This window comes from Bradyrhizobium icense, from assembly GCF_001693385.1.
Classification (GTDB): Bacteria; Pseudomonadota; Alphaproteobacteria; order Rhizobiales; family Xanthobacteraceae; genus Bradyrhizobium; species Bradyrhizobium icense.
This window is the reverse complement of sequence record NZ_CP016428.1, coordinates 4,951,245-4,971,534: the sequence shown is the minus strand read 5'-3', so window position 1 is coordinate 4,971,534 and position 20,290 is coordinate 4,951,245. Positions and strand designations below refer to the sequence as shown.

Genomic DNA, 20,290 nt, shown 5'->3' with positions numbered 1-20,290 from the left:
CGCGGTCGCATCCAAAACCGGGAGGAAAAGCATGGCGGCAGGTAACGCAAAACCGTTCGGCGGCACGATCGGCAAGACGGTGGCCGGCTCAAAACCCTGGTGGCCGCAAGCTGCCAAGCCGCCGGCAGGCGCGCCGAACATTCTGGTGGTGCTGTTCGACGATGTCGGCTTTTCCGATTTCGGCTGCTACGGCTCGGCGATCAGGACGCCAACCATCGACAAGCTTGCCGCCGAAGGCCTGCGCTATTCGGGCTTCCACACTACCGCGATGTGTTCGACGACGCGCGCGGCGCTGCTGACCGGGCGCAACCATCATTCGGTCGGCGTCGGCTGCCTCGCCAACTTCGATAGCGGCTATCCGGGCTATCGGGGCAAGATCGCGCGCGAGGCGGGGACGCTGGCGGAAATGCTGCAGCCGCATGGCTATCGCAATTACATAGTCGGTAAGTGGCACGTCACGCCGCTGACCGAAAGCGGCGCCACCGGGCCGTTTGACGGCTGGCCGCTGGGGCGCGGCTTCGATCGGTTCTACGGTTTCCTGGATGCCGAGACCGATCAGTTTGCGCCGGAGCTCGTATCCGACAATACCCATATCGATCCACCTGGTATCTATGCGGACGGCTATCACCTGACGTCCGATCTGATCGATCAGGCGATTCGCTTCATCGCCGACCACACCGCCGACCGTCCTGATGTTCCCTGGCTGACGTGGGTGGCGCTCGGCGCCTGCCATGCGCCGCATCAGGCGCCCATCGAGATCATCAAGAGCTACGATCCGATGTTCGCCCATGGCTGGGACGTCGAGCGCGAGCAGCGGATCGCGCGGCAGAAGGCGATGGGAATCGTGCCGCAGGAAACCCGCTTGCCTGTGCGCAACGATGGCGTGAAGGCTTGGGATGAGCATAGTGCCGACGAAAAGCGCGTGTTCGCGCGCCTGCAGGCGGCCTTCGCCGGCATGCTCGATCACGCCGACCGGCATCTGGCCAGGCTGGTCGGCTTTCTCGACAAGGCCGGCATCCGCGACAACACGCTGATCCTGGTGCTGTCGGACAATGGGGCCAGTCAGGAGGGCGGGCCGTGGGGCTTCGTCAACGCAATGGGGCCATATAATTTCCGTCCCGAGCCGATCGCGGAGAAGCTGCGCCGGATCGACGATATTGGCGGGCCCGACTCGCACAGCAATTTTCCGCATGGCTGGGCGATGGCGTCGAACACGCCATTGCGGCGCTACAAGCAGAATACCCATGGCGGCGGCATCCGCGATCCCTTCATCATGACCTGGCCGAACAAGATTGCAGCGAAAGGCGAGGTGCGCCATCAATTCGTTCACGCCTGCGACTTGACGCCGACCTTGCTCGACCTGATCGGCATCAAGGCACCCTCGGAAATCGGCGGCGTTGCCCAGATGCCGCCCGATGTCCGCAGCCGCAGCTACACCATCGAAGCGCATGTTGCTGGCCGCGTTGAAATCCGGCAAGCAGTTGAAGGTCTCGTTCCAGAATATGGCCAGGGAAACGATTACGATTGTCAGGCGAAATCTGGACGTTGGCGTAACAGCCGCGTGCCTCGCAGGTCTGGACCTGCAGATCGAACGTCTTGCCATCGTCGATCTGGAGCTTGGCGCCGGCCGGCAGGTTGAGCCCGAGCGGCAGTTGCACGAGGGCGATCGGCGCGCGGGTGTCGGCGGGCACGCGGACATTGATCAGCACGATGAGCTGGCCGGTCTTGGTCAGAACCGCTGTTTGTTCGATCGCGCATTCGAGTGGCGCGCCGCGGCTGGCACTGCTGCACCGTGCAATCCAGCCTGGAGGCGCGGACGTATTCGCGCCCTCGGCCGCGGCGGCGGGAGCCGGCGTTGCCTGCGCCGTAGGCGCGGCATTCTTGGTCTTGGGCGCCTGGGCGTGGCTATGGCCGCCGCACAGCACGAATATCGAGGCGACAGCGACTGCAAGTTTGATTGAAATTTTCACTGAACTGGCTCCGAAGGGAACTACCTCCGGATGTGTCGGCCGCCGCCCAAAGTCAAGTCATTCGGCCGCCTGTTTGACCGACCGGTGAGCGTGCAAATGCGCATCATGGTTAGGATTGGACGAACGGCCCCATCGCGCAAACGCGTTCGAAAGCCGATCGAGATAGAGATAAACCACCGGCGTGGTGAACAGCGTCAGCGCCTGGCTGACGAGCAGGCCGCCGACCATGGCATAACCGAGCGGCTGACGGATTTCCGATCCCGTGCCGGTACCGAGCATCAGCGGCACGCCGCCGAGCATCGCCGCCATCGTCGTCATCATGATCGGGCGGAATCGCAGTAGCGCCGCCTTGCGGATCGCGGCCTCCGGCTCCAGACGCTCGTCGCGCTCGGCCGTGATCGCGAAGTCGACCATCATGATGCCGTTCTTCTTCACGATGCCGATCAGAAGAACGATCCCGATCAGCGCAATCAGGCTGAAATCGAATCCGAACAGCATCAGGATCGCGAGCGCACCGACGCCCGCGGACGGCAGCGTAGACAGGATCGTGAGCGGGTGGATGTAGCTTTCGTAGAGAATGCCGAGGATCAGGTACACCACAACGAGCGCTGCGAGGATCAAAAGCGGAACGGTGCCGAGCGACTGCTGGAACGCCTGCGCGGTGCCCTGGAAGCTCGAATTGAGCGTCGTCGGCGCGCCGAGTTCGACCATCGCCCTCTGAATCGCGTCGGTCGCCTGGCCCAGCGCGACGTCCTGCGCGAGATTGAAGCTGATCGTGGTTGCCGGGAATTGGCCCTGGTGGCTGATCGACAATGGCCGCACCGGCACACTGGTCCAGGTGGCAAAGGTCGAAAGCGGCACCTGGTCGCCGGTGGTTGGCGATTTCACGTAGATCTTGTTCAGGGTGTCGAGGCTGCCCTGCAATTCCGGCAGCACTTCGAGCACCACCTTGTAGGTGTTGAGTTGCGTAAAATACTGCGTCACCTGGCGTTGGCCGAACGCGTCATACAGCGTGTCGTCGATCAGTTGCGGCTGGATGCCGTAACGCGAGGCGGTGTCGCGGTTGATTTTCAGCTCGAGCGTGGTGCCGTTGGTCTGCTGGTCGGTCGCAACATCGCGAAGCTGCGGCAGCGTCTGCATCTTCGCCAGGATTTTTGGCGCCCATTCGTTCAGCTCGGCCAAATTGGCGTCCTGCAGCGTGAATTCGAACTGGGTTCGCGTCGGCCGGCCGCCGAGGCGAACGTCCTGAGCTGCCTGCATATAGAGACGGGCGCCCTCGACCTTCTCCAACTGCGGACGCAGGCGAGCGATGATCTGCTGTGCGGATGCCTTGCGCTCGTCGCGCGGCTTTAACGTGATGTAGAGATTGCCGTTGTTGCCGGCCCGGCCGCTGCCGCCGATCACCATCGCGACCGTGGCCACATCGGGATCGGCCTGCACGATCTTTCCAAGCTCCTCTTGACGCCGCTTCATCTCGGCAAAGGAAATGTCCTGACCAGCCTCCGAGGTGGCCGTGATCAGGCCGTTGTCCTGCTGCGGAAAGAACCCCTTGGGAATGACGACGAACAGGTAGACCGACAATCCCAGCGTTGCAAAGAAGACCATCAGGGTCGTGAATTTCCAGCGCAGCGCAAGGTCGAGACCGCGTTCATAGAAGCGCAGCATCGCATCGAAGCCGCGCTCGCTCCATTGATAGACCCGGCCGTGCCGGACTTCGCCATGCGCGCGCAGGAAGCGCGAGGCCATCATCGGCGTCAGCGTCAGCGACACGATCATCGACACGAAGATGGTCATTGCGAGCACCACCGCGAATTCGCGGAACAACCGGCCGATGATGCCGCCCATCAGTAACAGCGGAATCAGCACCGCGATCAGCGAGACGCTGATCGATACGATGGTGAAGCCGATTTCCCTGGCGCCCTTGAAGGCGGCGGCCATCGGCTTCTCGCCTTCCTCGACATAGCGCGTGACATTTTCCAGCATCACGATGGCGTCGTCGACCACGAAGCCGACGGCAATCGTGAGCGCCATCAGCGAGAGATTGTCGAGCGAATAGCCGCACACCCACATCATCGCACAGGCGCCGAGCAGCGCCAACGGCACGGTCACCGCGGGGATCGCCGTCGCCCAGAAATTGCGCAGGAAGATGAAGATCACCATCACGACCAGCGCGATCGTGAGCAGCATCGTGAATTGCACGTCCTCGACCGCGGCGCGAATCGTCATGGTGCGATCGCTCATCACCTCGACCTTGATGGCCGGCGGGAGTGCGGCGAGCAGCCGGGGCAACGTTCCCTTGATCTGGTCTACGGTCTCGATGACGTTGGCACCAGGCTGCTTGAACACGACCAGGAACACGCCGCGCTTGCCGTTGGCCCAGGCCGCCTGCTTGGCGTCTTCCGGGCCGGTGACGGCCTGGCCGATGTCGCGAATTCGCAATGGGCCGCCGTTGCGATAGGCGATGATGACGTCGTTCCAGTCCTTGGAGTCCGGCAACTGATCATTGGCGTAAATGGTGTAAGCACGCCGCTCGCCGTCGATGCTGCCCTTGGGGCTGTCAACGGTCGTGATCGCGATCTGGCTGCGCACGTCCTCCAGCGACAGGCCCTTGGCGACGAGTTTCGCCGGGTCGATCTGAATGCGGATCGCCGGCTTCTGCTGGCCGCCAATGATGACCTGCGCGACGCCTGAGATCTGGCTGATCTGCTGCGCGAGCTGGGCATCCACGGAGTCGCTGACGGTCGTGAGCGGCAGTGTGTCCGAAGTCGCCGACAGGATCAGGATCGGCGAATCCGCCGGGTTGACCTTGCGATAGATCGGGGGCGAGGGGAGATTTTTCGGCAATTGGCCGCTGGCCGCATTGATCGCGGCCTGCACGTCGTTGGCGGCAGCGTCGATCGAGCGGTTGAGATCGAACTGGATGTTGACTGCGGTCGTGCCGAGATAACTCGTAGACGTCATCTGCGCGACGCCTGGAATTTGCGCGAACTGGCGCTCAAGCGGCTGCGCCACCGACGAGGCCATGGTTTCCGGGCTGCCGCCCGGCAGGTTGGCGGTGACCTGGATGGTCGGGAAGTCGACTTGCGGCAGGGGGGCGACGGGCAACAGCGGGTAGGCAACGAGGCCGACGAACATGATCCCCGCCATCATCAGCGAGGTGCCGATCGGGTAGCGAATGAAGGGCGCGGAGATTCCGCCGCTCATTCCCGGGCAACCTTGGCTTGGGCCGGATCGGAACTGGCGACCGCCGTGGTCACGAGCGCTCCGGGCTGAACCTTGAATTGACCTGCCGTGATCACCTGCTCGCCGAGCGACAGCCCCTCATCGACCACCGAGCGGCCGTCGATCGAGCGCGTCACCTTGATCTTGCGGAGCTCGGCCTTGTTGTCCTGGTTGACCGCGTAGGCGTAGAGACCATCGGCGCCATGCTGAACAGCATCATCCGGAATCACGGTGGCGTTTTTCAGGGTCGCAACGAGCAGCCGCGTCGAAACCGACTGGCCGGGCCACAGCGCGTGGTCCTTGTTGTCGAATACCGCCTTGAGCCTGACTGTCCCGCTCGACGTGTCGACCTGGTTATTGATCAGGGAAAGCGTGCCGGTGGATAGGACCCGCTTGCCATCGGTGGAGAGCGCGATGGTCTTGGGAGAACCGGCGGCGAGTGCGGCCTTGATATCCGGCAACTGATCTTCCGGTGCGGTGAAGATCACCGCGATCGGCTCGATCTGCGCGATGGTGACGATGCCGGTCTGTGTTGCGGCGTTGACGATATTGCCGACGTCGACCTGTCGGAGGCCTGCGATACCGGAAATCGGTGCCTTGACGGTGGCGTAATCAAGCTGGGTTTGGGCGTTGGAGATCGCTGCCGTATCGGCCTCAACCTGCGCCGTTAGCTGGGCGACGGTCGAGCGCTGCGTATCGGTCTGTTGCCGTGTCGCGAATTCCCCGAGCCTCGTAGAGCGCTGCAGGTCGAGACTGGCATTGGCGAGGTTGGCTGCGTCCTGCGCCTTCTTGGCCTTGGCCTGATCGAGCGCGGCCTGGAATGGCCGCGGATCGATCTCGACCAGGGTATCGCCCTCCTTGACGAACTGGCCCTCCTGAAAGGCGACCCTGTTGATCTGGCCGTCGACGCGGCTGCGCACCACGACGGTGTTGAAACCTTGCACGGTGCCAAGCCCGGTCAGATAGACCGGAAAATCGGCGTTCTCGACCGGGGCAGTCTTGACGGGGACGGCGACGCGGGCCGGCGCGCGCTTCCCGGCGTCAGCCTGCGCCAGGCGTTCCTCGCCGTGGAATCGCTCCCAGCCCAAATAACCCAGCCCGGCAATCGCCGCGACCAGCAATACCCAAGTGATAATGCGCGACCTCGACATGCTGACCCATGGGTTCAGGACCAGAGCAACGGTGCTCAGAACGGTTCCCAGCGGATTCCAGATATAGGAGGTGCGTTTGACGTGTACACGCACGAGCGCTTGAGAATCCTAAACAATTGGAAAGGTTGCGGCGGCGCAGCGTGAGGATCGGCATGATGCCTGCGTGGTTCGCAACCTCATTCGCATTACCGACTGTCGAACGGCTTCGAACCACAAATTAGAATCGTTTTGATCTGGATGGATTCAAGCGGCGTCTCGCCCCAACCGCGTTGACCCCGAAAGCTTCGCTCGGTACCTACGGTGCAGGATTTGTCCTGCCGCCGGTCGGTTGCTGCGAGCTGAGTCAGCGGCACGTCCTTTCGGAGTCGGATGAATGCGACGGCGTCGAGCTGGTGGTCGCGGACCTCCACGGTTCCCGCCAGATCAAGTTCGCGGCCGGTGACCTCGTGTCCTGCGTCTAGTTGCATCTGGTCGCGCGGGTATGCGTGTGGCATCTTCTTTCAGGCTCCAGAGCATGGTACGGGATGCCTACGCCCGCAGCCTGATCTTCGATCCCGACACCTCGATCCAGACCCTGGTGGAGCGGCTTGGGCGAGACGACCCCGAAACGGTCAAATTGACCGGTATCTATTACAACCTGATCCGCTACTGGGCCGAAGTATGAACAACAAGTCTCCTTCTCGCGTTATGCTATTTGCGCTGATGTCGGCGCTGGCGATGCTGTCGCTGGCGGCGCCGTCGTCGGCCCAGCAAGGCACGCCTCCTGCGGAGCCGTCCGCACCTGCGGCCCAGCAGGCGCCCGCCGTATCGCAGGTCCCGGCCACGCCGCCCCAGCCGGCGGCTGCGCCGGCCGCACCTTCGGATGCAGCCGCGATGCCGGCGGAACGCGAGAGCAAATTGCTGAAGGCGCCGACCGCCGAACTCAAGGAATTGTCGCCGTGGACGATGTTCATGTCGGCTGACGTGGTGGTCAAGGCGGTCATGATCGGTCTCGCCTTTGCCTCGCTGGTGACCTGGACCATCTTCATCGCCAAGATGATCGAATTGAGTGTGGTTCGGCGCAAGGTGCGCCGGGCGCTGGCCAAGATCGCCGATGCGCGCTCGCTGGCGGAAGCGCAGTTCGCGCTGGGCGCCAAGGGCAGCGTGTTGGCGTCCTTCCTTGCGGCAGCGATGCGCGAGGCGCGGCTGTCGGCGGGTATCTCGAGCGACGCCGGCATCAAGGAGCGCGCCGCGTCGAGCTTTTCGGAAATCGTGCGCGCCGAGGCGCGTCGGATCCGGCTCGGCATGGGGCTGTTGGCTACTATCGGCGCGACGTCGCCCTTCGTCGGACTGTTCGGCACGGTTTGGGGCATCATGAACAGCTTTATCGGCATTTCGAAATCGCAGACCACGAATCTCGCCGTGGTGGCGCCCGGCATCGCCGAGGCGCTGCTTGCGACCGCGTTCGGTCTGGTCGCCGCGATCCCCGCCGTCATCATCTACAATCACTTTTCGCGAGTCACCAAGGGTTACATGGAACTGGTGAGCCGTGCGTCAGGCGCCGCAGGACGGCTGCTGTCGCGCGATCTCGATCGCACCCATGTCAGCTCGCACGGTGGTTCGCATTCTCGCGCGGCAGCGGCGGAGTAGGCGATGGGCGCGTCAATCGCAGAACATGACCACGATGACGACAGCGATTTCGCGGAATCGCACGAGATCAATGTCACGCCGTTCATCGACGTCATTCTCGTCCTCCTGATCATCTTCATGGTCGCGGCGCCCTTGTCGACCGTTGATTTGCCGATCGATCTGCCGACTTCCACGGCAACCCCGCAAAAGAAGCCGGACAAGCCGACTTACGTGAGCATCAAGCCGGATCTCTCGGTTGCCATTGGAGAGAACATGGTCAAGCGCGTCGATTTGGTGCACTCGCTTGATGCGATGCCTGATGCCAGCAAGGAGCGCCATGTTTTCCTGCGCGCCGACCGCGCTGTGCCCTATGGCGAATTGATGGACGTGCTCGAAATCCTGCGCGCCGGCGGCTATGCCAAGATCAAGCTGGTGGCGCTGGAAGGCGTTCCAGAAGGAGCGGCGTCGCACGTGGCGGCGCCGGCAAAGCCTTGACCGGCCTCGACGAGCAAAAGCCTTCGCGGCGGCTCTGGATTTCTGCCGCGGTGATGGCGCTCGCGCTTCACATCGGCGGCGCGGCGCTGGCGATCGCGCATTTGCAGACCGAAGAAGCCGACGACGCCCTCGGCGCAACGGCGATCGAGATCGGACTGGAAATGGCCTCCCCGCACCGCGAGGTGACCGACCTGCCGCCGGGTCCGGACACCGATGCGTCCGCAGCATCGCCGCAACTCGCGGAACAGAAGGCGGAGGTCAAGGAAACCGAGCTGCCACAGGACAAGCCGAACGAGCCCGAAGAAGCCGATCGGCTGGTGACGGAAAACGAGTCGAAAAAGCCGAATGAGGACGACCCGAAGGTTGCGGCCGTGCAGACGCAGGCTTCCACCGAGTCGGTTGCCGCCGAGGCGACGGCGACGCCAAGTTCGGAGGCCATTCCGGAAGGGGAGCGTTCCGTCGCGCCGGTGATCGGCACCGGAGAGAGCGCGCGGCGCATACGCGCGACCTGGCAGAAGGAGCTGGTCGCACATCTTGACAAGCACAAGCGCTATCCGAAGGAACGGCAGCAAAAATCCGCCAAAATCCAGGTTCGCTTCACGCTCGACCGCATGGGCCACGTGCTCTCGACCGATATCGAAAAAGGGTCGGGCGATCCGGCCTTCGACGAGGCGGCGTTGGCGATGGTGCGGCGTTCCGATCCGGTGCCGATGCCGCCGCCCGTCATCGCCGACGAAGGCCTGACCTTTACCCTGCCGGTGATCTTCCGCGTCAAGAACAAGAGCTGACGCCCGCACTCCCGCGCTAGATCGGATAGTGCTGCGGCCCCGTCTCGATCGTGATCCAGCGCAATTCGGTGAATTCGGCGATGCCGGCCTTGCCGCCGAAGCGGCCATAGCCCGACGCCTTGACGCCGCCGAACGGCATCTGCGCCTCGTCGTGAACGGTCGGACCGTTGACGTGGCAGATGCCGGAATCGATGCGCTTGGCGACGTCGAACGCGCGGGCGATGTCGCGACCGAACACGGCGGCCGATAACCCGTACTCGGTATCATTGGCGACGCGAACGGCTTCGTCCACGCCATTGACGCGCACGACGCAGACCACCGGTCCGAACGACTCCTCGCCGTAAATCCGCATCGACGAGTTGACGCCGTCGATCACCGTCGCCGACATCAATGTGCCCTCGCTGCGTCCGCCCGCAACCACCTTGGCGCCCTTGCTGACGGCATCGTTGATCAGAGCCTGGATGCGCGCTGCGGCATCGGTGCCGATCAGCGATCCCAGCGGCGCGCTGCCCTTGCGCGGATCGCCGGCGACAAGCGATCCGGCTTTCGCCGCGAGCTTCGTTACGAAGACGTCTGCAATCTTCTCGTCGACGACGAGGCGCTCGGTCGACATGCAGATCTGGCCCTGGTTCATGAAGGCGCCGAACGCTGCGGCGGCAACGGCGGCGTCGATGTCGGCGTCGTCGAGCACGATCATCGGCGCCTTGCCCCCGAGTTCGAGCAGGGCTGGCTTCAGATACTTCGCCGCTACCTGCGCGATGATGCGGCCGACGCGCGTCGAGCCGGTGAAATTGACGCGGCGTACGGCGGGATGGCCGATCAACGTCTCGATCAGGGCAGGGGCGTCTTCAGGCGCGTTGGTGATGACGTTGAGCACGCCCGGCGGCAGGCCGGCGTCGCGCAGGCATTCGGCGATCAGCCGGTGGGTTCCCGGGCAAATTTCGGAGGCTTTCAGCACGACGGTATTGCCGCAGGCCAGCGGCAGCGCGATGGCGCGCACGCCGAGAATGACCGGCGCGTTCCACGGCGCCATGCTCAGCACGACGCCTGCGGGTTGGCGCACGGCCATCGCGATGCAGCCCGGCTTGTCCGAGGGGATGACCTCGCCCGAAATCTGCGTGGTCATGGCGGCGGCCTCGCGCAGCATGCCGGCGGCGAGGTGAACGTTGAAGCCGGCCCACCCGGCGGTCGCGCCGGTTTCCGCGGCCATCAGCTCGATGAATTGCGACGCCTTCGACGCCAGAAGATCGGCGGCCTTCAACAGGATCGCGCGGCGGGCGCCGGGGCCGGTGGCGGACCATGCCGGGAAGGCGGCGGCAGCAGTGTCGGCGGCGCGCTTCGCATCCGCGATTTGGGCTGCCGCGGCGCGGCTTGCGAGATCGCCAGTGACCGGATTCAGGCGATCGAACGTCGCGCCGTTCGACGCCGGGACATCCTTGCTCTCGAGCAGCAGCGAGATTTCATACATGGCTTTCTCTCCTCAAGCGTGGCGTTACGATGATGATGCGGTGGCCGGCCGTACGCCGCCGAGATAGGCGCGCTGGACGGCGGGATCTGACTTCAAATGGTCGGCAGTGCCGTGCCCGACGATGGCACCGTTCTCGAGCACATAGCCGCGGTCGGCGATCCGCAGGCTCTCCTGCGCGTTCTGTTCGACGAGCAGAAGCCCGACACCGGCCTCGCGCACCCGCAGCAAGGTGGCGAACAATTCCTGCACCATGGCGGGCGAGAGCCCGAGCGACGGCTCGTCGAGGAGTAGGATATCGGGATTGGACATCAGTGCGCGGCCGATGGCGAGCATCTGCTGTTCGCCGCCGCTCATGGTGCGCGCGATCTGGGCGGCGCGTTCGCGCAGGCGCGGAAACAGCGCAAGCACCCGTTCGCGCCGCGCGGCTTCGCCGTCGCGGGCACGCTTCGGATTGGCGCCGAGCAGGAGATTTTCCTTCACCGTCAGATCGCCAAAAATGCCGCGGCCTTCGGGCACCAGCGCCAGACCGCTTTCGACGATGTCGTGCGCGGCGAGTGCTGAGATATCGCGACCGCCAAGGCGCACCTGCTTGCCGGGAAGCGTACGCACGACGCCGGCGATGGCCTTCAGCAGCGAGGTCTTGCCGGCGCCGTTGGCGCCGAGGATCGTGACGATCTCGCCGCGGCCGACGTTGAGGGCGACGCCGTCGAGCGCGCGGTGCAGGCCATAGGCGAGGCTGAGATTTTTGACCTCAAGCATCGGCTGCCACCCCACCGAGATAGGCCTTCACGACCGCCGCATCGCTCAGCACGTCGGCGGTGGCGCCATCGGCAATCTTGCGGCCGCTGCTCATCACGATACAGCGGTCACACAGCGCGCGAACCGCGCCCATCACATGCTCGACTAACACGATGGTGATTCCGTCAGCCCGCAATGACCGGATCAGGTCGATGCCGATCGCAAGCTCCGATGGGTTGAGCCCGGCGAGCCATTCGTCGAGCAGCAGCAGCCGCGGCTTCGCGGCAAGCGCGCGGGCAAGCTCGAGCCGTTTGCGGTCGATATAGGTGAGGTCGGTCGCCCGCCGCCGGTCGTGTCCGGTGAGGCCGACCCGATGCAGCAGCGTGTCGATCCGTAGTTCTGCCTCGGAGGTGGGCAGATGCGGTCTCTGGAACGCGAGCCCCGCCTTGATGTTCTCGCGGCAATCCATGCCGTCGAGCACGCGGACGAGCTGAAACGTCCGGGCAAGGCCGAGCCGCGCGATCCGGTACGACGCAAGGCCCGCGATATCCTGGCCCATCAGGCGGATGGTTCCGGCATCGGGACGCAGCACGCCCGAGATCAGATTGAGGGCCGTGGTCTTGCCCGACCCGTTGGGCCCGAGCAGGCCCATGATTTCGCCTTGAGCGACCGCGAAGCCGAGATCGTTGACCGCGACGAGCCCGCCGAACGCGCGCCGCAACCCGCTGATCGTCAGGACTGGTGTTCCGCTGCCCTGGCTCATGCGGCTGCCCGTTGCGTGGTTTTGCCGCCCGCCGTCGTCGATAGCTTCTCGAGCAATCCCGCGACGCCCCTCGGCAGCATGTAGACGATCAATAGGAAGATGCAGCCGAGGATGATCGTGAACGTGTTCGGAAAGCGCGCACTCAGCAGTTCGAACAGTAGCGTCAGCGGCACGGCACCAAGCACCGGCCCCCACAGCCGGTGCGCGCCGCCGAGTAGCGCCATGATCAGCACCTGAAACGAGATCATCGCATTGAAGGCGATTGACGGCTCGATATAGGTCCAGCGCGGCGCCATGATTGCGCCGACCAGCGTCATGACGGTGGCGCTGATCGTGAATAGGGCGACCTTGGCGAAGGTGGTATTGATCCCGCAATGTTTTGCGACGGTCTCGTCTTCGCCGATCACCCGCAGCGCGAAACCGAGGCGCGAGCGCGCGATCAGCCAGCCCAGCAGGAATACAGCGGCGGTCAGCGCCAGCAACTGCCAGTAAATATCGGCTTGGGTGATATTGACGAAGACATAGCGCCCGAGCACGCGAGACTTGTTGACCTCGAACCAGACCACGAGTTGGCGGATCAATTCGGTCAAACCAAACGTGAAGATGACGAAATACACCCCGCTCAAGCGCAGCGTCGACAGCCCGACAATGGCAGCCACCACAGCGCCGAGCGCCGCTGCGATCAGCAGCACCAGCGGCCACGGCAGGATCTCGCCCAGCACGGCAACGGTGTAGGCGCCGACACCGAAGAAGGCGGTCGTTGCCAGCGAGACATAGCGTGTGGGCCCGGAGAACATGCCCCAGGCCGTCGCCAGCACGGTGTATTGCAACAGGCTGATGGCGAGCGCGAGGTAGTAGGGGTTGCCGAGGCGCGGCACGAGCGCCAGCAGCGCAAACGCTGCGAGCGCAACGGCACCGAAGCCGGCGGTACGCGCGCTCATCGTGTCGCCCTGCCAAACAGGCCGGCCGGCTTCACCAGCAACACGGCAAGAAACAGTGCGAAATTGACTGCAAGCGTGAGGCCGGGATCGACATAGGAGGCGACCAGCGCCTCGCTGAGACCAAGCGCCAGTCCCGCAACCAGGCAGCCCAGCATGTTGCCGACGCCCCCCATCACGACGACGATCAACGCTTTCATGGTGAAGACGACGCCGGATGATGCACTGAAGGTGAGAAACGTGCTGACCAGCACGCCGGCGGCGGCGACCAGCGCGCCGCCGAGCGCAAAGGTCAACGCGGAAGCCTGCGGCACATTGATTGCGACAAGCTGTGCGGCGAAAGGATCGACGGCGACGGCGCGCACCGCCGTGCCGGCGCGGGTGCGAGTCAGCGCGGCATAGAGCGCCAGACCGAGCAGGATGGTGATGCCGAGCGCGGCGAGGCGGTTGGCTGCAACCGTCTCGCCGAGAAACTGCACCGGGAAGGCCAGGAACGAATAGCTGTAATAGGCGCCGCCGAACAGCGCGAGCATCGAGCCCTGAATGACGAAGGTGAGGCCAAAGGTTGCGAGAATGCTGTCCACTTCCAACGCGTCGCGGTTGGGCGCGCGGCGCACCAGTGGTGTGAGCAGCAGCTTGTAGATCGCAAAATTCAGCACGAAGGCGAGGGGGACGACCAGCGCCAGTCCAACAAAGGGACTGACCGCCCAGCCGGTAAACAACCAGTGCGATGCAAAGGCGGCAGCGATCAGGAACTCGCCGTAGGAGAGGTTCATGATACGCGCAACGCCGTACTGGAGCGTGAGCCCCATGGCGATGAGCGCATACATGCCGCCCAGCATCAGGCCGGTCAGAATGGCATTGGTCATGGTTTGCCGGCCGTAGGTCTATCTTGATACGTTACGGTGCGACCCACGCCGGTTTCGGAACGATCGCGGTCCGCGCGCCTTCGTTCTTTGCCGGCGCGATGCCGTAGAACTCGCCGCCCTGCCACTGGCCGACCCACCAGAAGCGCGTGGGCATGTTGTTCTCGAGCTTGACCTTACCGATCACGGTATCGAACGTGCCGGTCTGCAGGTCCTTGATCACGGCGGCGCGGTCGATCTTGCCGACGCGTTCGATCGCCTGCTGCAGCATTTGCAGGCTCGCATAGGTGACCGCGCTCGCCCAGCGGTCCGGCTCGGCGCCGTTGGCGGCGGAGGCCTTGTGGCGTGCGAGATAGTCCTTGATCGCCGGGCTGTCGCCGCTCCAGCCGCCGATGCCCATCACGCCTTCGGTATTCTTGCCGAACTTTTGCTTATAGAGCGGGAAGGCGGTGCCGACGCCGGTATAGAACACCTTCGGATTGAGCCCTGCGATGCGCGATTGCTCGGTCAATGCCAACGTATCCGGCGGATAGCTGAAGGCGATGAAGACATCGGGATTGAGTGCCTTTATCTCGTTGACGATCGGGGCGAGATCCTGCGTGCCGATCGGATAGCTCTTGTCGTAGGCGAGCTTGAACTTCGCGTTGGTGAGAGCCGGCCGCGCCGCCGACGACAGATCGATCCCGAAGCCGTCGGCAATGCTGACCATTGCCACGGTGTCGCCTATCTTCTTTTCGTCGCGCAGCTTGGACAGCAACTCTACCAGCGTCTTGGACGCATCGGCGCTGGTGCCGAGCAGCCAGAAACTGTTGGGCCAGCGCTTGGCGAGTTCAGGGGCGCGGTCGGTCACGGCGGTGGCGGCGAGGTGCGGATAGCCTTCGCGGTTGAGCGTCGGACCAACCGCCAGATTGAGGCCGGTGCCCCATGGCGGCAGGATGAAATCGACCTTGTCCTGGTTGATCAGCCGCTCGAGCGCGCGCACGGCCTCTTCGGCATTGGAGCGGTCGTCATATTGCACGACCTCGATCGGAACGCGCTTGTCGCCAAGCTTGATGCCGCCGGCGGCATTCACTTCCTTCACCCACAATTCGTAGTTGGGAATCGTAGTGACCGCGGCGCCTCCGGTGTTGGGGCCGGTGCGTGAGATTGCATAGCCGATCTTGATCGAGGTCTGAGCCTCTGCAATGGCCGTCAAGCCGAGCGTGGCAGCGCAGGTGGCGGCCGCCAGCAGGGCGGTGCGCCGCGTCAGGAATGTCATCATCTTATCCTCCCAGGGTGCGTCGACCGGCGCCATTGAACTGGCGCTCGTGATCGCCCTGACGTTAGGGGAGGTTGCCGGAAGCTTGGAATTGGACGAAGCCGGGGAAAGATTGTACTTTTCTGGCAAATCTTCCGCTTCACTGGCGGCGGATTGTCTCAGGAGACGAGGCCATGTCGGCTTCAGCAGGCTTGAACAGACTGCCGGTCGGCATCGCGCTGGCGGTACGTGCGGAGGCTTTTTCGGCCGCCCTGGCGGCTCGATCGTGGGTCATCCGCCAGAAGGCGGAGCGCCGGGCGCATCTATTGTTGCTGCAATCGGACCGCGGCCGGGCTTCATGGCACGGAACCGGTGTCGCGCTCGAAGCACCGGCGCTGCTCTGGTTGCCGGGCAGCACCGATGCAGCGCTGCACGTTGGTCCCGGCGCGCGGGGGTTCCTGATGTCGGTGGACGATGCCTTCCTGATCAAGATTATCGCGGGCAGTGCCGAGGCGCTGCATCTGCGCAGAACCACTGAGCGCGTTGCGCTGGTTGCCGGCGAGACGCTTCCCCCACATCTCGATACGATCGCCGAATCCTGCCGCGCGATCGTTGCGGAGTTGCGCGCGCCCGGCTTTGGCGGCGCGACGCTGATTGCCTCACATCTGCTGTTGCTGTGTTTACAACTCTGCCGGCTCAGCGCCTCGCATGATGAGCGTCAGGAGATTACAGCGCGTGGCGGTGGTCCGGCGCTGGTCGGCAATTTCCTGCAAATGGTCGAACTGCATTACCGCGACGGCTGGCCAGTGGCGCGCTATGCGGATGCGCTCGGCGTCACGTCCGACAAGCTGCACGCCCATTGCCAACGGGAGAAAAACTGCGGCCCGCGCGCGATCATCCACGAGCGCCTGGTTCGCGAGGCCTGTACGCGGCTGCAGCAGCTCGATCTTCCCGTCGAGCAGATCGGATACGGCCTGGGTTTTCGCGATCCCGCCTACTTCAATCGCTTCTTCCGCAAGTATTGCGGCGCGTCACCGGGCAGCTATCGCCGGCAGATCCGGCTGGAGCACGCACGCAGCGGTCCGTCCTACGCGGCGTGGCCGTGAAGCGATCGTGTCAAGAAAAGCAACCAGTACGGGAACGCGCCGCCTCAGCGCCAGAAGTAGCGAATGCTGACGTAGACGATGGCGAGGCACGCAAAGATCAGTGCCACCGGAAGTGGCCGTTTCGTCGCTGGTCCCGATGCGGCAGGCTTGGACCGTGGGGGCGGCCGGCGGAATGCGGTGACCTTGCCGGTATCGGTGACCGGCTCGCTCGCGCGGGAAGGAAGTTCGGGCGGCGTCCCGGAGCCGCCCATCTCAGCATAATAGCTCTTGTACATGAGCTGGATGGTGGCCTCGGAAGCGTCTGCCTCGGTCATCCTCGCAAGGAGTAACTGCCTGTAGCCTTCGAGAAAGTTCTGTGCCTCGGCGGGCAGGGCGGTGAAGCCGTTGAGCTTGGCCAGCATTTTCCATGTTGCAAAATCTGCCCTCGCGCGGGTATCGGCGCGTCGTGCGATCAACATGTCGGCAGCTTTTGTCGCCATGGCCCCTAGCCGATTCCTCTTTGTCCGTTCTTTTCTATCTGAACTTAGGCGTTGCCGGTGATGAAGAGAAGGGCGCCGCTCACATAACCGATCAGTGTCCGTAGTATCGCCGAAATAACATCAAGATTTAGGCCGAGCTGCGCGCCGATGATAGGAAGCAGGATCAGGAGACCGAGCAGGATCAGTATCCCATAGGGTTCCAGCCGCGACAGCGGGTATGCCAGCACCCGCGGCAGGAGCCCGACGGCGACCCGGCCGCCATCCAGCGGCGGGATCGGCATCATATTGAAGATTGCCAGCACGATATTGATCAGGAAAGCATTTTTGAGGTTGTCCGCCGTCCATTTGGCGGCCTCCGCCGGCACCAAAGGCAGGGCGTGGAAGGCCAAGGCCGTGACAAGCGCCAAAGCGATGTTGGTGGCGGGGCCGGCCAGCGCCACCCAGACCATGTCGAACCGGGGATGGTTCAGGTTCCGGAAATTCACCGGGACCGGCTTGGCATAGCCAAACAGGAACGGCGAATGCGACAGCAACAGAATGCCGGGGAGGATGACGGTGCCAAAGGGATCGATATGCTTAAAGGGATTGAAGCTGACCCGTCCGAGCTGCCAGGCGGTGTTGTCGCCGAGCTTGTATGCCACGAAGGCGTGGGCGGCCTCGTGGAAGGTGATCGCGATCAGGAGCGGGAGAATCCAGACGGAGATGGCGTACAATGAGATGTTCACGAGATACCGCTCAGTTGAAGGCGATCGGAATGGCGTCGCGCGTTGCACGCCGCACCGAAACCTCATCAAGATGATTTGAGATGGTAGAGCGCAAGTGGTCCGCGAGCAGCGTGCCCGCCCGTGATAGATTCGCGGTGCGGTGCAGGCAAATGTCCGCGGCCGGTAGTCGCGGCATGCCGTCGCGCTCCGATAAGGGACGCAGCTTCGGCGGAAATGTACCTGCCTTCACGATCGTCACCGCAAGCCCCTGCGCCGCAACTGACTCGACGGCCGCAAGGCTGTGGCTGACGAAAGCCAGCCGCCAGGGCCGCTTGGCGGCATCCAGTGCCTCAATTGCCCATTTTCGGAACAGGCAGCCCTGCGGATAAAGCGCGAGCGGCAACGGATTCTGCTGCTCAACGGGGTGAAACGCACCGGTTGCCCAGGCAGCCTGTTCGCGGCGCAGGAATTCACCCTCGCCATGTCCCTCCGGGTGCATCGCAATGACGAGGTCATAGGCTTTGCCGAGGCGCGCGGGCATGGAAGAGGTGAGTCCTATCTCCATCTCGACATGGACCAGCGGGTAACAGGCGGCAAAGCTCGCCAACACGGGCGGAACGATCAAGGTCCCGTAGTCGTCCATCACGCCCAGGCGCACGACGCCTTCGATCTTGCGCTCCCGCAGCTTGCCCACGGCCTCATCGTTTAGCGTCAGGATGCGCCTTGCGTATCCGAGCAGCCCTTCGCCTGCGGAACTCAAATCGACATTGGCTTTGGTGCGATTGAACAGCTCGACGCCGAGGCGTTCCTCCAGGCGCTTGATCTGCATGCTAACCGCGGATTGGGTCCGATTAAGTTGGGTAGCCGCGCGCGTGAACGAGCGGCTGTCGGCCACCGCCACGAAAGCCTTCAAGAGATCCGGATCGAGGACGGGTGCGCTCATAACTAAACGTTATTTCCTCCATCATAGAAATTCCATTTCTTGATTACTAAACCCTCCCTACTTTGCACGCAAGCCGGAAGGGGAAAGTGTATGAGCGAGGCATGGGGCGTGTTGGCGGCAGTCCTATCAAGCGGCCTGGGCGGGACTTCGATCGGGGCAACGCGCTATCTGGTGAATGCGGTTGATCCACTGGCGATCGGTTCGTTTCGGTTCGGCATCGGTTTTCTGCTGTTGTTGCCGGTGGCCCTTCTGCAAGGCGCGCAGTGGCCGCGGCGTCCCGACTGGTTGAGCGTTGCCGGGTTGGGCGTGCTGTACTTCGCCCTGTTCCCAATCCTGTTCAATGCGTCTCTGATTTTCACGACAGCGGCGCGGGGCGCCCTTGCCTTGTCGACGCTTCCGTTGCTGACGATGGTGGTGGGAGCGGCGCTCGGCAGCGAGGCCCTTACGGTACGCAAATCGATCGGCGTCGTGATCGCAACGCTTGGGGTCGCCCTGGCGCTTCTGTCCAACCTTGCTTCCGCGCCGCCGGGGGCTTGGCGCGGCGATTTGCTGATGGTCGCCGCGGCCCTGTGCATGGCGCTCTACAGCATCTGGTCCAAGCCATTCATCGCTCGCTCCGGGCCAATTCCCTTCACGACCGTATCCATGGGCGTCGGGGCTGTGTGTCTTGTCCTGATCTCATACTGGCGCGGCAGTTTTGCGCCCGTCGCAGCTTTCGAGCTCCCGCAATGGCTGGCTGCCATATATCTCGGTGCCTTCGGCAGCGCGCTGACGTTTTATCTTTGGGCGTTCGCGCTCGCGCGCACAACGCCGACCCGCGTCGCGATCTCGGTCACCGTCAATCCGATCACCGCGTCGCTCGTTGGCGCCGCCTTGCTGGACGAACCGCTCCGCTGGAATCTTGTTGCCGGCATCCTCGCGGTGTTCGCTGGCATCTGGATCGCTACGACTTCGGGCCGGTCTCCTGCATCGGCAACGCGATTGTCCCGAGTGCCTATTGACTAGTACGTCGCGCGGCCACCGGAGATGTCGAACACTGCACCCGTCGAGAACGCACAATCTTCCGACGCCAGCCAGGCCACCATCGCCGCGAGTTCTTCCACCAGGACAAAGCGCCCCTTCGGAATCTTCGACAGCATGAAATCGATGTGCTGTTGCGTCAACTGATCGAAGATTGCGGTCTTGGCCGCGGCCGGCGTCACCGCGTTGACGAGGATGTCGTGCTGCGCGAGTTCCTTGCCGAGCGACTTGGTCAGCGCGATCAGGCCGGCCTTCGAGGCCGAGTAATGCGCGGCGTTGGGGTTGCCTTCCTTGCCGGCGATGGAAGCGATGTTGACGATGCGGCCGTATTTCTGCTGCAGCATCGCAGGCACCACCGCCTTGCAGCAGATGAAGGGGCCGTCGAGGTTGATGCGCAGTACCTTGCGCCATTCCTCGAGGTCGGTCTCCCAGACCGTCTTGTTGACGCCGGCGATGCCGGCATTGTTGACGAGGATGTCGATCTTGCCGAGCGCCTTGAGCGTCTCGTCACGCGTCTTCTCGACGGCGGCGAGGTCGGAGACGTCGACCTTGAAGGCGGCTACGGCCGGACCGATTTCCTTCGCGGTCCTTTCCGCAAGCGGCAGGTCAAAATCCCAGATCGCGACCTTCGCGCCTGACGACACGAAGCGTTCGGTGATTGCACGCCCAAAACCCTGTGCCCCGCCGGTGACGACGGCGAGGCGGCCGTCCAGATCGATCTTGTTCATGGAGATTTCCTTTCCGCTCGAAGTTCCTCATGGTGAGGAGCGCCTTGGCGCGTCTCGAACCATGAG

The 20,290-nt window shown here is 63.6% G+C and carries 18 protein-coding genes and 2 pseudogenes; 7 read left to right on the top strand and 13 right to left on the bottom strand.

Annotation, left to right across the window (positions count from 1 at the left end; translation table 11 throughout):
* Positions 1-31: 31 nt before the first annotated feature.
* A complete protein-coding gene (locus LMTR13_RS23575; RefSeq protein WP_335622035.1) occupies positions 32-1,639 on the top strand; it encodes an arylsulfatase in 1,608 nt (535 codons plus the stop codon).
* Here LMTR13_RS23575 and LMTR13_RS39515 read toward each other — a convergent pair.
* The 3 genes and pseudogenes from LMTR13_RS39515 to LMTR13_RS23565 form a co-directional block, all read right to left on the bottom strand.
* Positions 1,575-1,925 (bottom strand): annotated as a pseudogene (locus tag LMTR13_RS39515) (invasion associated locus B family protein); the annotation flags it as partial. The gene LMTR13_RS23575 and the pseudogene LMTR13_RS39515 sit on opposite strands and share 65 nt — an antisense overlap.
* 102 nt (positions 1,926-2,027) lie before the next feature.
* A complete protein-coding gene (locus LMTR13_RS23570) occupies positions 2,028-5,174 on the bottom strand; it encodes a multidrug efflux RND transporter permease subunit (protein ID WP_065729902.1) in 3,147 nt (1,048 codons plus the stop codon).
* Positions 5,171-6,343: an efflux RND transporter periplasmic adaptor subunit gene (locus LMTR13_RS23565; protein WP_065732933.1), complete on the bottom strand. Its 1,173-nt coding sequence runs from the start codon at positions 6,341-6,343 to the stop codon at positions 5,171-5,173. The genes LMTR13_RS23570 and LMTR13_RS23565 overlap by 4 nt, the downstream gene beginning before the upstream one ends.
* Positions 6,344-6,678: 335 nt before the next feature.
* Here LMTR13_RS23565 and LMTR13_RS39510 point away from each other — a divergent pair.
* The 4 genes and pseudogenes from LMTR13_RS39510 to LMTR13_RS23545 all read left to right on the top strand — a co-directional run.
* Positions 6,679-7,007 (top strand): annotated as a pseudogene (locus LMTR13_RS39510) (PKHD-type hydroxylase); the annotation flags it as partial.
* Positions 7,004-7,972: a tonB-system energizer ExbB gene (exbB, locus tag LMTR13_RS23555; protein ID WP_065729900.1), complete on the top strand. Its 969-nt coding sequence runs from the start codon at positions 7,004-7,006 to the stop codon at positions 7,970-7,972. The pseudogene LMTR13_RS39510 and the gene exbB, both read left to right, overlap by 4 nt.
* Positions 7,973-7,975: 3 nt before the next feature.
* Positions 7,976-8,446 carry a TonB system transport protein ExbD gene (exbD, locus tag LMTR13_RS23550; RefSeq protein ID WP_065729899.1) on the top strand — a complete coding sequence of 157 codons (471 nt, stop codon included), beginning with the start codon at positions 7,976-7,978 and terminating at the stop codon, positions 8,444-8,446.
* 53 nt (positions 8,447-8,499) lie between these two features.
* Positions 8,500-9,234 (top strand): TonB family protein, encoded by a 735-nt coding sequence (locus tag LMTR13_RS23545; protein WP_065732932.1) that lies wholly within the window; start codon positions 8,500-8,502, stop codon positions 9,232-9,234.
* 16 nt (positions 9,235-9,250) lie between these two features.
* Here the strand turns inward: LMTR13_RS23545 and LMTR13_RS23540 are convergent, their stop codons facing one another.
* Genes LMTR13_RS23540 through LMTR13_RS23515 form a run of 6 tightly spaced genes read right to left on the bottom strand, consistent with a single transcriptional unit; the run spans position 9,251 to position 15,265 of the window.
* On the bottom strand, positions 9,251-10,702 hold the full coding sequence (locus tag LMTR13_RS23540; protein ID WP_065729898.1) for an aldehyde dehydrogenase: 1,452 nt from the start codon (positions 10,700-10,702) through the stop codon (positions 9,251-9,253).
* A 24-nt stretch (positions 10,703-10,726) separates the two neighbouring features.
* The gene (locus tag LMTR13_RS23535; RefSeq protein ID WP_065729897.1) at positions 10,727-11,461 is read right to left on the bottom strand and encodes an ABC transporter ATP-binding protein; all 735 of its coding nucleotides are present in this window, start codon (positions 11,459-11,461) and stop codon (positions 10,727-10,729) included.
* Positions 11,454-12,203 (bottom strand): ABC transporter ATP-binding protein, encoded by a 750-nt coding sequence (locus LMTR13_RS23530; protein ID WP_065729896.1) that lies wholly within the window; start codon positions 12,201-12,203, stop codon positions 11,454-11,456. Before LMTR13_RS23530 ends, LMTR13_RS23535 begins: the two co-directional genes overlap by 8 nt.
* Positions 12,200-13,144, bottom strand: coding sequence for a branched-chain amino acid ABC transporter permease (locus tag LMTR13_RS23525; protein WP_065729895.1), 945 nt, complete (start codon positions 13,142-13,144; stop codon positions 12,200-12,202). The genes LMTR13_RS23530 and LMTR13_RS23525 overlap by 4 nt, the downstream gene beginning before the upstream one ends.
* Entirely contained in the window at positions 13,141-14,010 is an 870-nt protein-coding gene (locus LMTR13_RS23520; RefSeq protein ID WP_236843060.1) for a branched-chain amino acid ABC transporter permease, read from the bottom strand. Before LMTR13_RS23520 ends, LMTR13_RS23525 begins: the two co-directional genes overlap by 4 nt.
* A gap of 31 nt (positions 14,011-14,041) precedes the next feature.
* Positions 14,042-15,265 (bottom strand): amino acid ABC transporter substrate-binding protein, encoded by a 1,224-nt coding sequence (locus LMTR13_RS23515; RefSeq protein WP_065732930.1) that lies wholly within the window; start codon positions 15,263-15,265, stop codon positions 14,042-14,044.
* Positions 15,266-15,438: 173 nt separating this feature from the next.
* On the opposite strand from LMTR13_RS23515, the gene LMTR13_RS23510 reads away from it, so the two are divergent.
* Positions 15,439-16,350: a helix-turn-helix domain-containing protein gene (locus tag LMTR13_RS23510; protein WP_065729894.1), complete on the top strand. Its 912-nt coding sequence runs from the start codon at positions 15,439-15,441 to the stop codon at positions 16,348-16,350.
* A 44-nt stretch (positions 16,351-16,394) separates the two neighbouring features.
* Here LMTR13_RS23510 and LMTR13_RS23505 read toward each other — a convergent pair whose 3' ends face one another.
* The 3 genes from LMTR13_RS23505 to LMTR13_RS23495 are packed head-to-tail and all read right to left on the bottom strand — an operon-like array spanning position 16,395 to position 18,476.
* Entirely contained in the window at positions 16,395-16,829 is a 435-nt protein-coding gene (locus tag LMTR13_RS23505; RefSeq protein ID WP_083219158.1) for a hypothetical protein, read from the bottom strand.
* Between the two features lie 44 nt (positions 16,830-16,873).
* Complete coding sequence (locus LMTR13_RS23500) at positions 16,874-17,554, bottom strand: site-2 protease family protein (protein ID WP_065729893.1); 681 nt, start codon at positions 17,552-17,554, stop codon at positions 16,874-16,876.
* A gap of 10 nt (positions 17,555-17,564) precedes the next feature.
* Complete coding sequence (locus LMTR13_RS23495; protein ID WP_083219157.1) at positions 17,565-18,476, bottom strand: LysR family transcriptional regulator; 912 nt, start codon at positions 18,474-18,476, stop codon at positions 17,565-17,567.
* A gap of 90 nt (positions 18,477-18,566) precedes the next feature.
* Here LMTR13_RS23495 and LMTR13_RS23490 point away from each other — a divergent pair, with 90 nt between their 5' ends.
* The gene (locus LMTR13_RS23490; RefSeq protein WP_065729892.1) at positions 18,567-19,481 is read left to right on the top strand and encodes a DMT family transporter; all 915 of its coding nucleotides are present in this window, start codon (positions 18,567-18,569) and stop codon (positions 19,479-19,481) included.
* Here the strand turns inward: LMTR13_RS23490 and LMTR13_RS23485 are convergent.
* On the bottom strand, positions 19,478-20,224 hold the full coding sequence (locus LMTR13_RS23485) for an SDR family NAD(P)-dependent oxidoreductase (protein WP_065729891.1): 747 nt from the start codon (positions 20,222-20,224) through the stop codon (positions 19,478-19,480). The genes LMTR13_RS23490 and LMTR13_RS23485 overlap by 4 nt on opposite strands.
* Between the last annotated feature and the right edge of the window lie 66 nt (positions 20,225-20,290).

Coding starts and splice junctions, on each gene's coding strand:
- LMTR13_RS23490 (WP_065729892.1), top strand. CDS start 18,567: ATGAGCGAGGCATGGGGCGTGTTGGCGGCAGTCCTATCAAGCGGCCTG.
- LMTR13_RS23495 (WP_083219157.1), bottom strand. CDS start 18,476: ATGAGCGCACCCGTCCTCGATCCGGATCTCTTGAAGGCTTTCGTGGCG.
- LMTR13_RS23545 (WP_065732932.1), top strand. CDS start 8,500: ATGGCGCTCGCGCTTCACATCGGCGGCGCGGCGCTGGCGATCGCGCAT.
- LMTR13_RS23510 (WP_065729894.1), top strand. CDS start 15,439: ATGTCGGCTTCAGCAGGCTTGAACAGACTGCCGGTCGGCATCGCGCTG.
- LMTR13_RS23505 (WP_083219158.1), bottom strand. CDS start 16,829: ATGGCGACAAAAGCTGCCGACATGTTGATCGCACGACGCGCCGATACC.
- exbD (WP_065729899.1), top strand. CDS start 7,976: ATGGGCGCGTCAATCGCAGAACATGACCACGATGACGACAGCGATTTC.
- LMTR13_RS23575 (WP_335622035.1), top strand. CDS start 32: ATGGCGGCAGGTAACGCAAAACCGTTCGGCGGCACGATCGGCAAGACG.
- LMTR13_RS23520 (WP_236843060.1), bottom strand. CDS start 14,010: ATGACCAATGCCATTCTGACCGGCCTGATGCTGGGCGGCATGTATGCG.
- LMTR13_RS23525 (WP_065729895.1), bottom strand. CDS start 13,144: ATGAGCGCGCGTACCGCCGGCTTCGGTGCCGTTGCGCTCGCAGCGTTT.
- LMTR13_RS23565 (WP_065732933.1), bottom strand. CDS start 6,343: ATGTCGAGGTCGCGCATTATCACTTGGGTATTGCTGGTCGCGGCGATT.
- LMTR13_RS23515 (WP_065732930.1), bottom strand. CDS start 15,265: ATGACATTCCTGACGCGGCGCACCGCCCTGCTGGCGGCCGCCACCTGC.
- LMTR13_RS23535 (WP_065729897.1), bottom strand. CDS start 11,461: ATGCTTGAGGTCAAAAATCTCAGCCTCGCCTATGGCCTGCACCGCGCG.
- LMTR13_RS23540 (WP_065729898.1), bottom strand. CDS start 10,702: ATGTATGAAATCTCGCTGCTGCTCGAGAGCAAGGATGTCCCGGCGTCG.
- exbB (WP_065729900.1), top strand. CDS start 7,004: ATGAACAACAAGTCTCCTTCTCGCGTTATGCTATTTGCGCTGATGTCG.
- LMTR13_RS23570 (WP_065729902.1), bottom strand. CDS start 5,174: ATGAGCGGCGGAATCTCCGCGCCCTTCATTCGCTACCCGATCGGCACC.
- LMTR13_RS23530 (WP_065729896.1), bottom strand. CDS start 12,203: ATGAGCCAGGGCAGCGGAACACCAGTCCTGACGATCAGCGGGTTGCGG.
- LMTR13_RS23485 (WP_065729891.1), bottom strand. CDS start 20,224: ATGAACAAGATCGATCTGGACGGCCGCCTCGCCGTCGTCACCGGCGGG.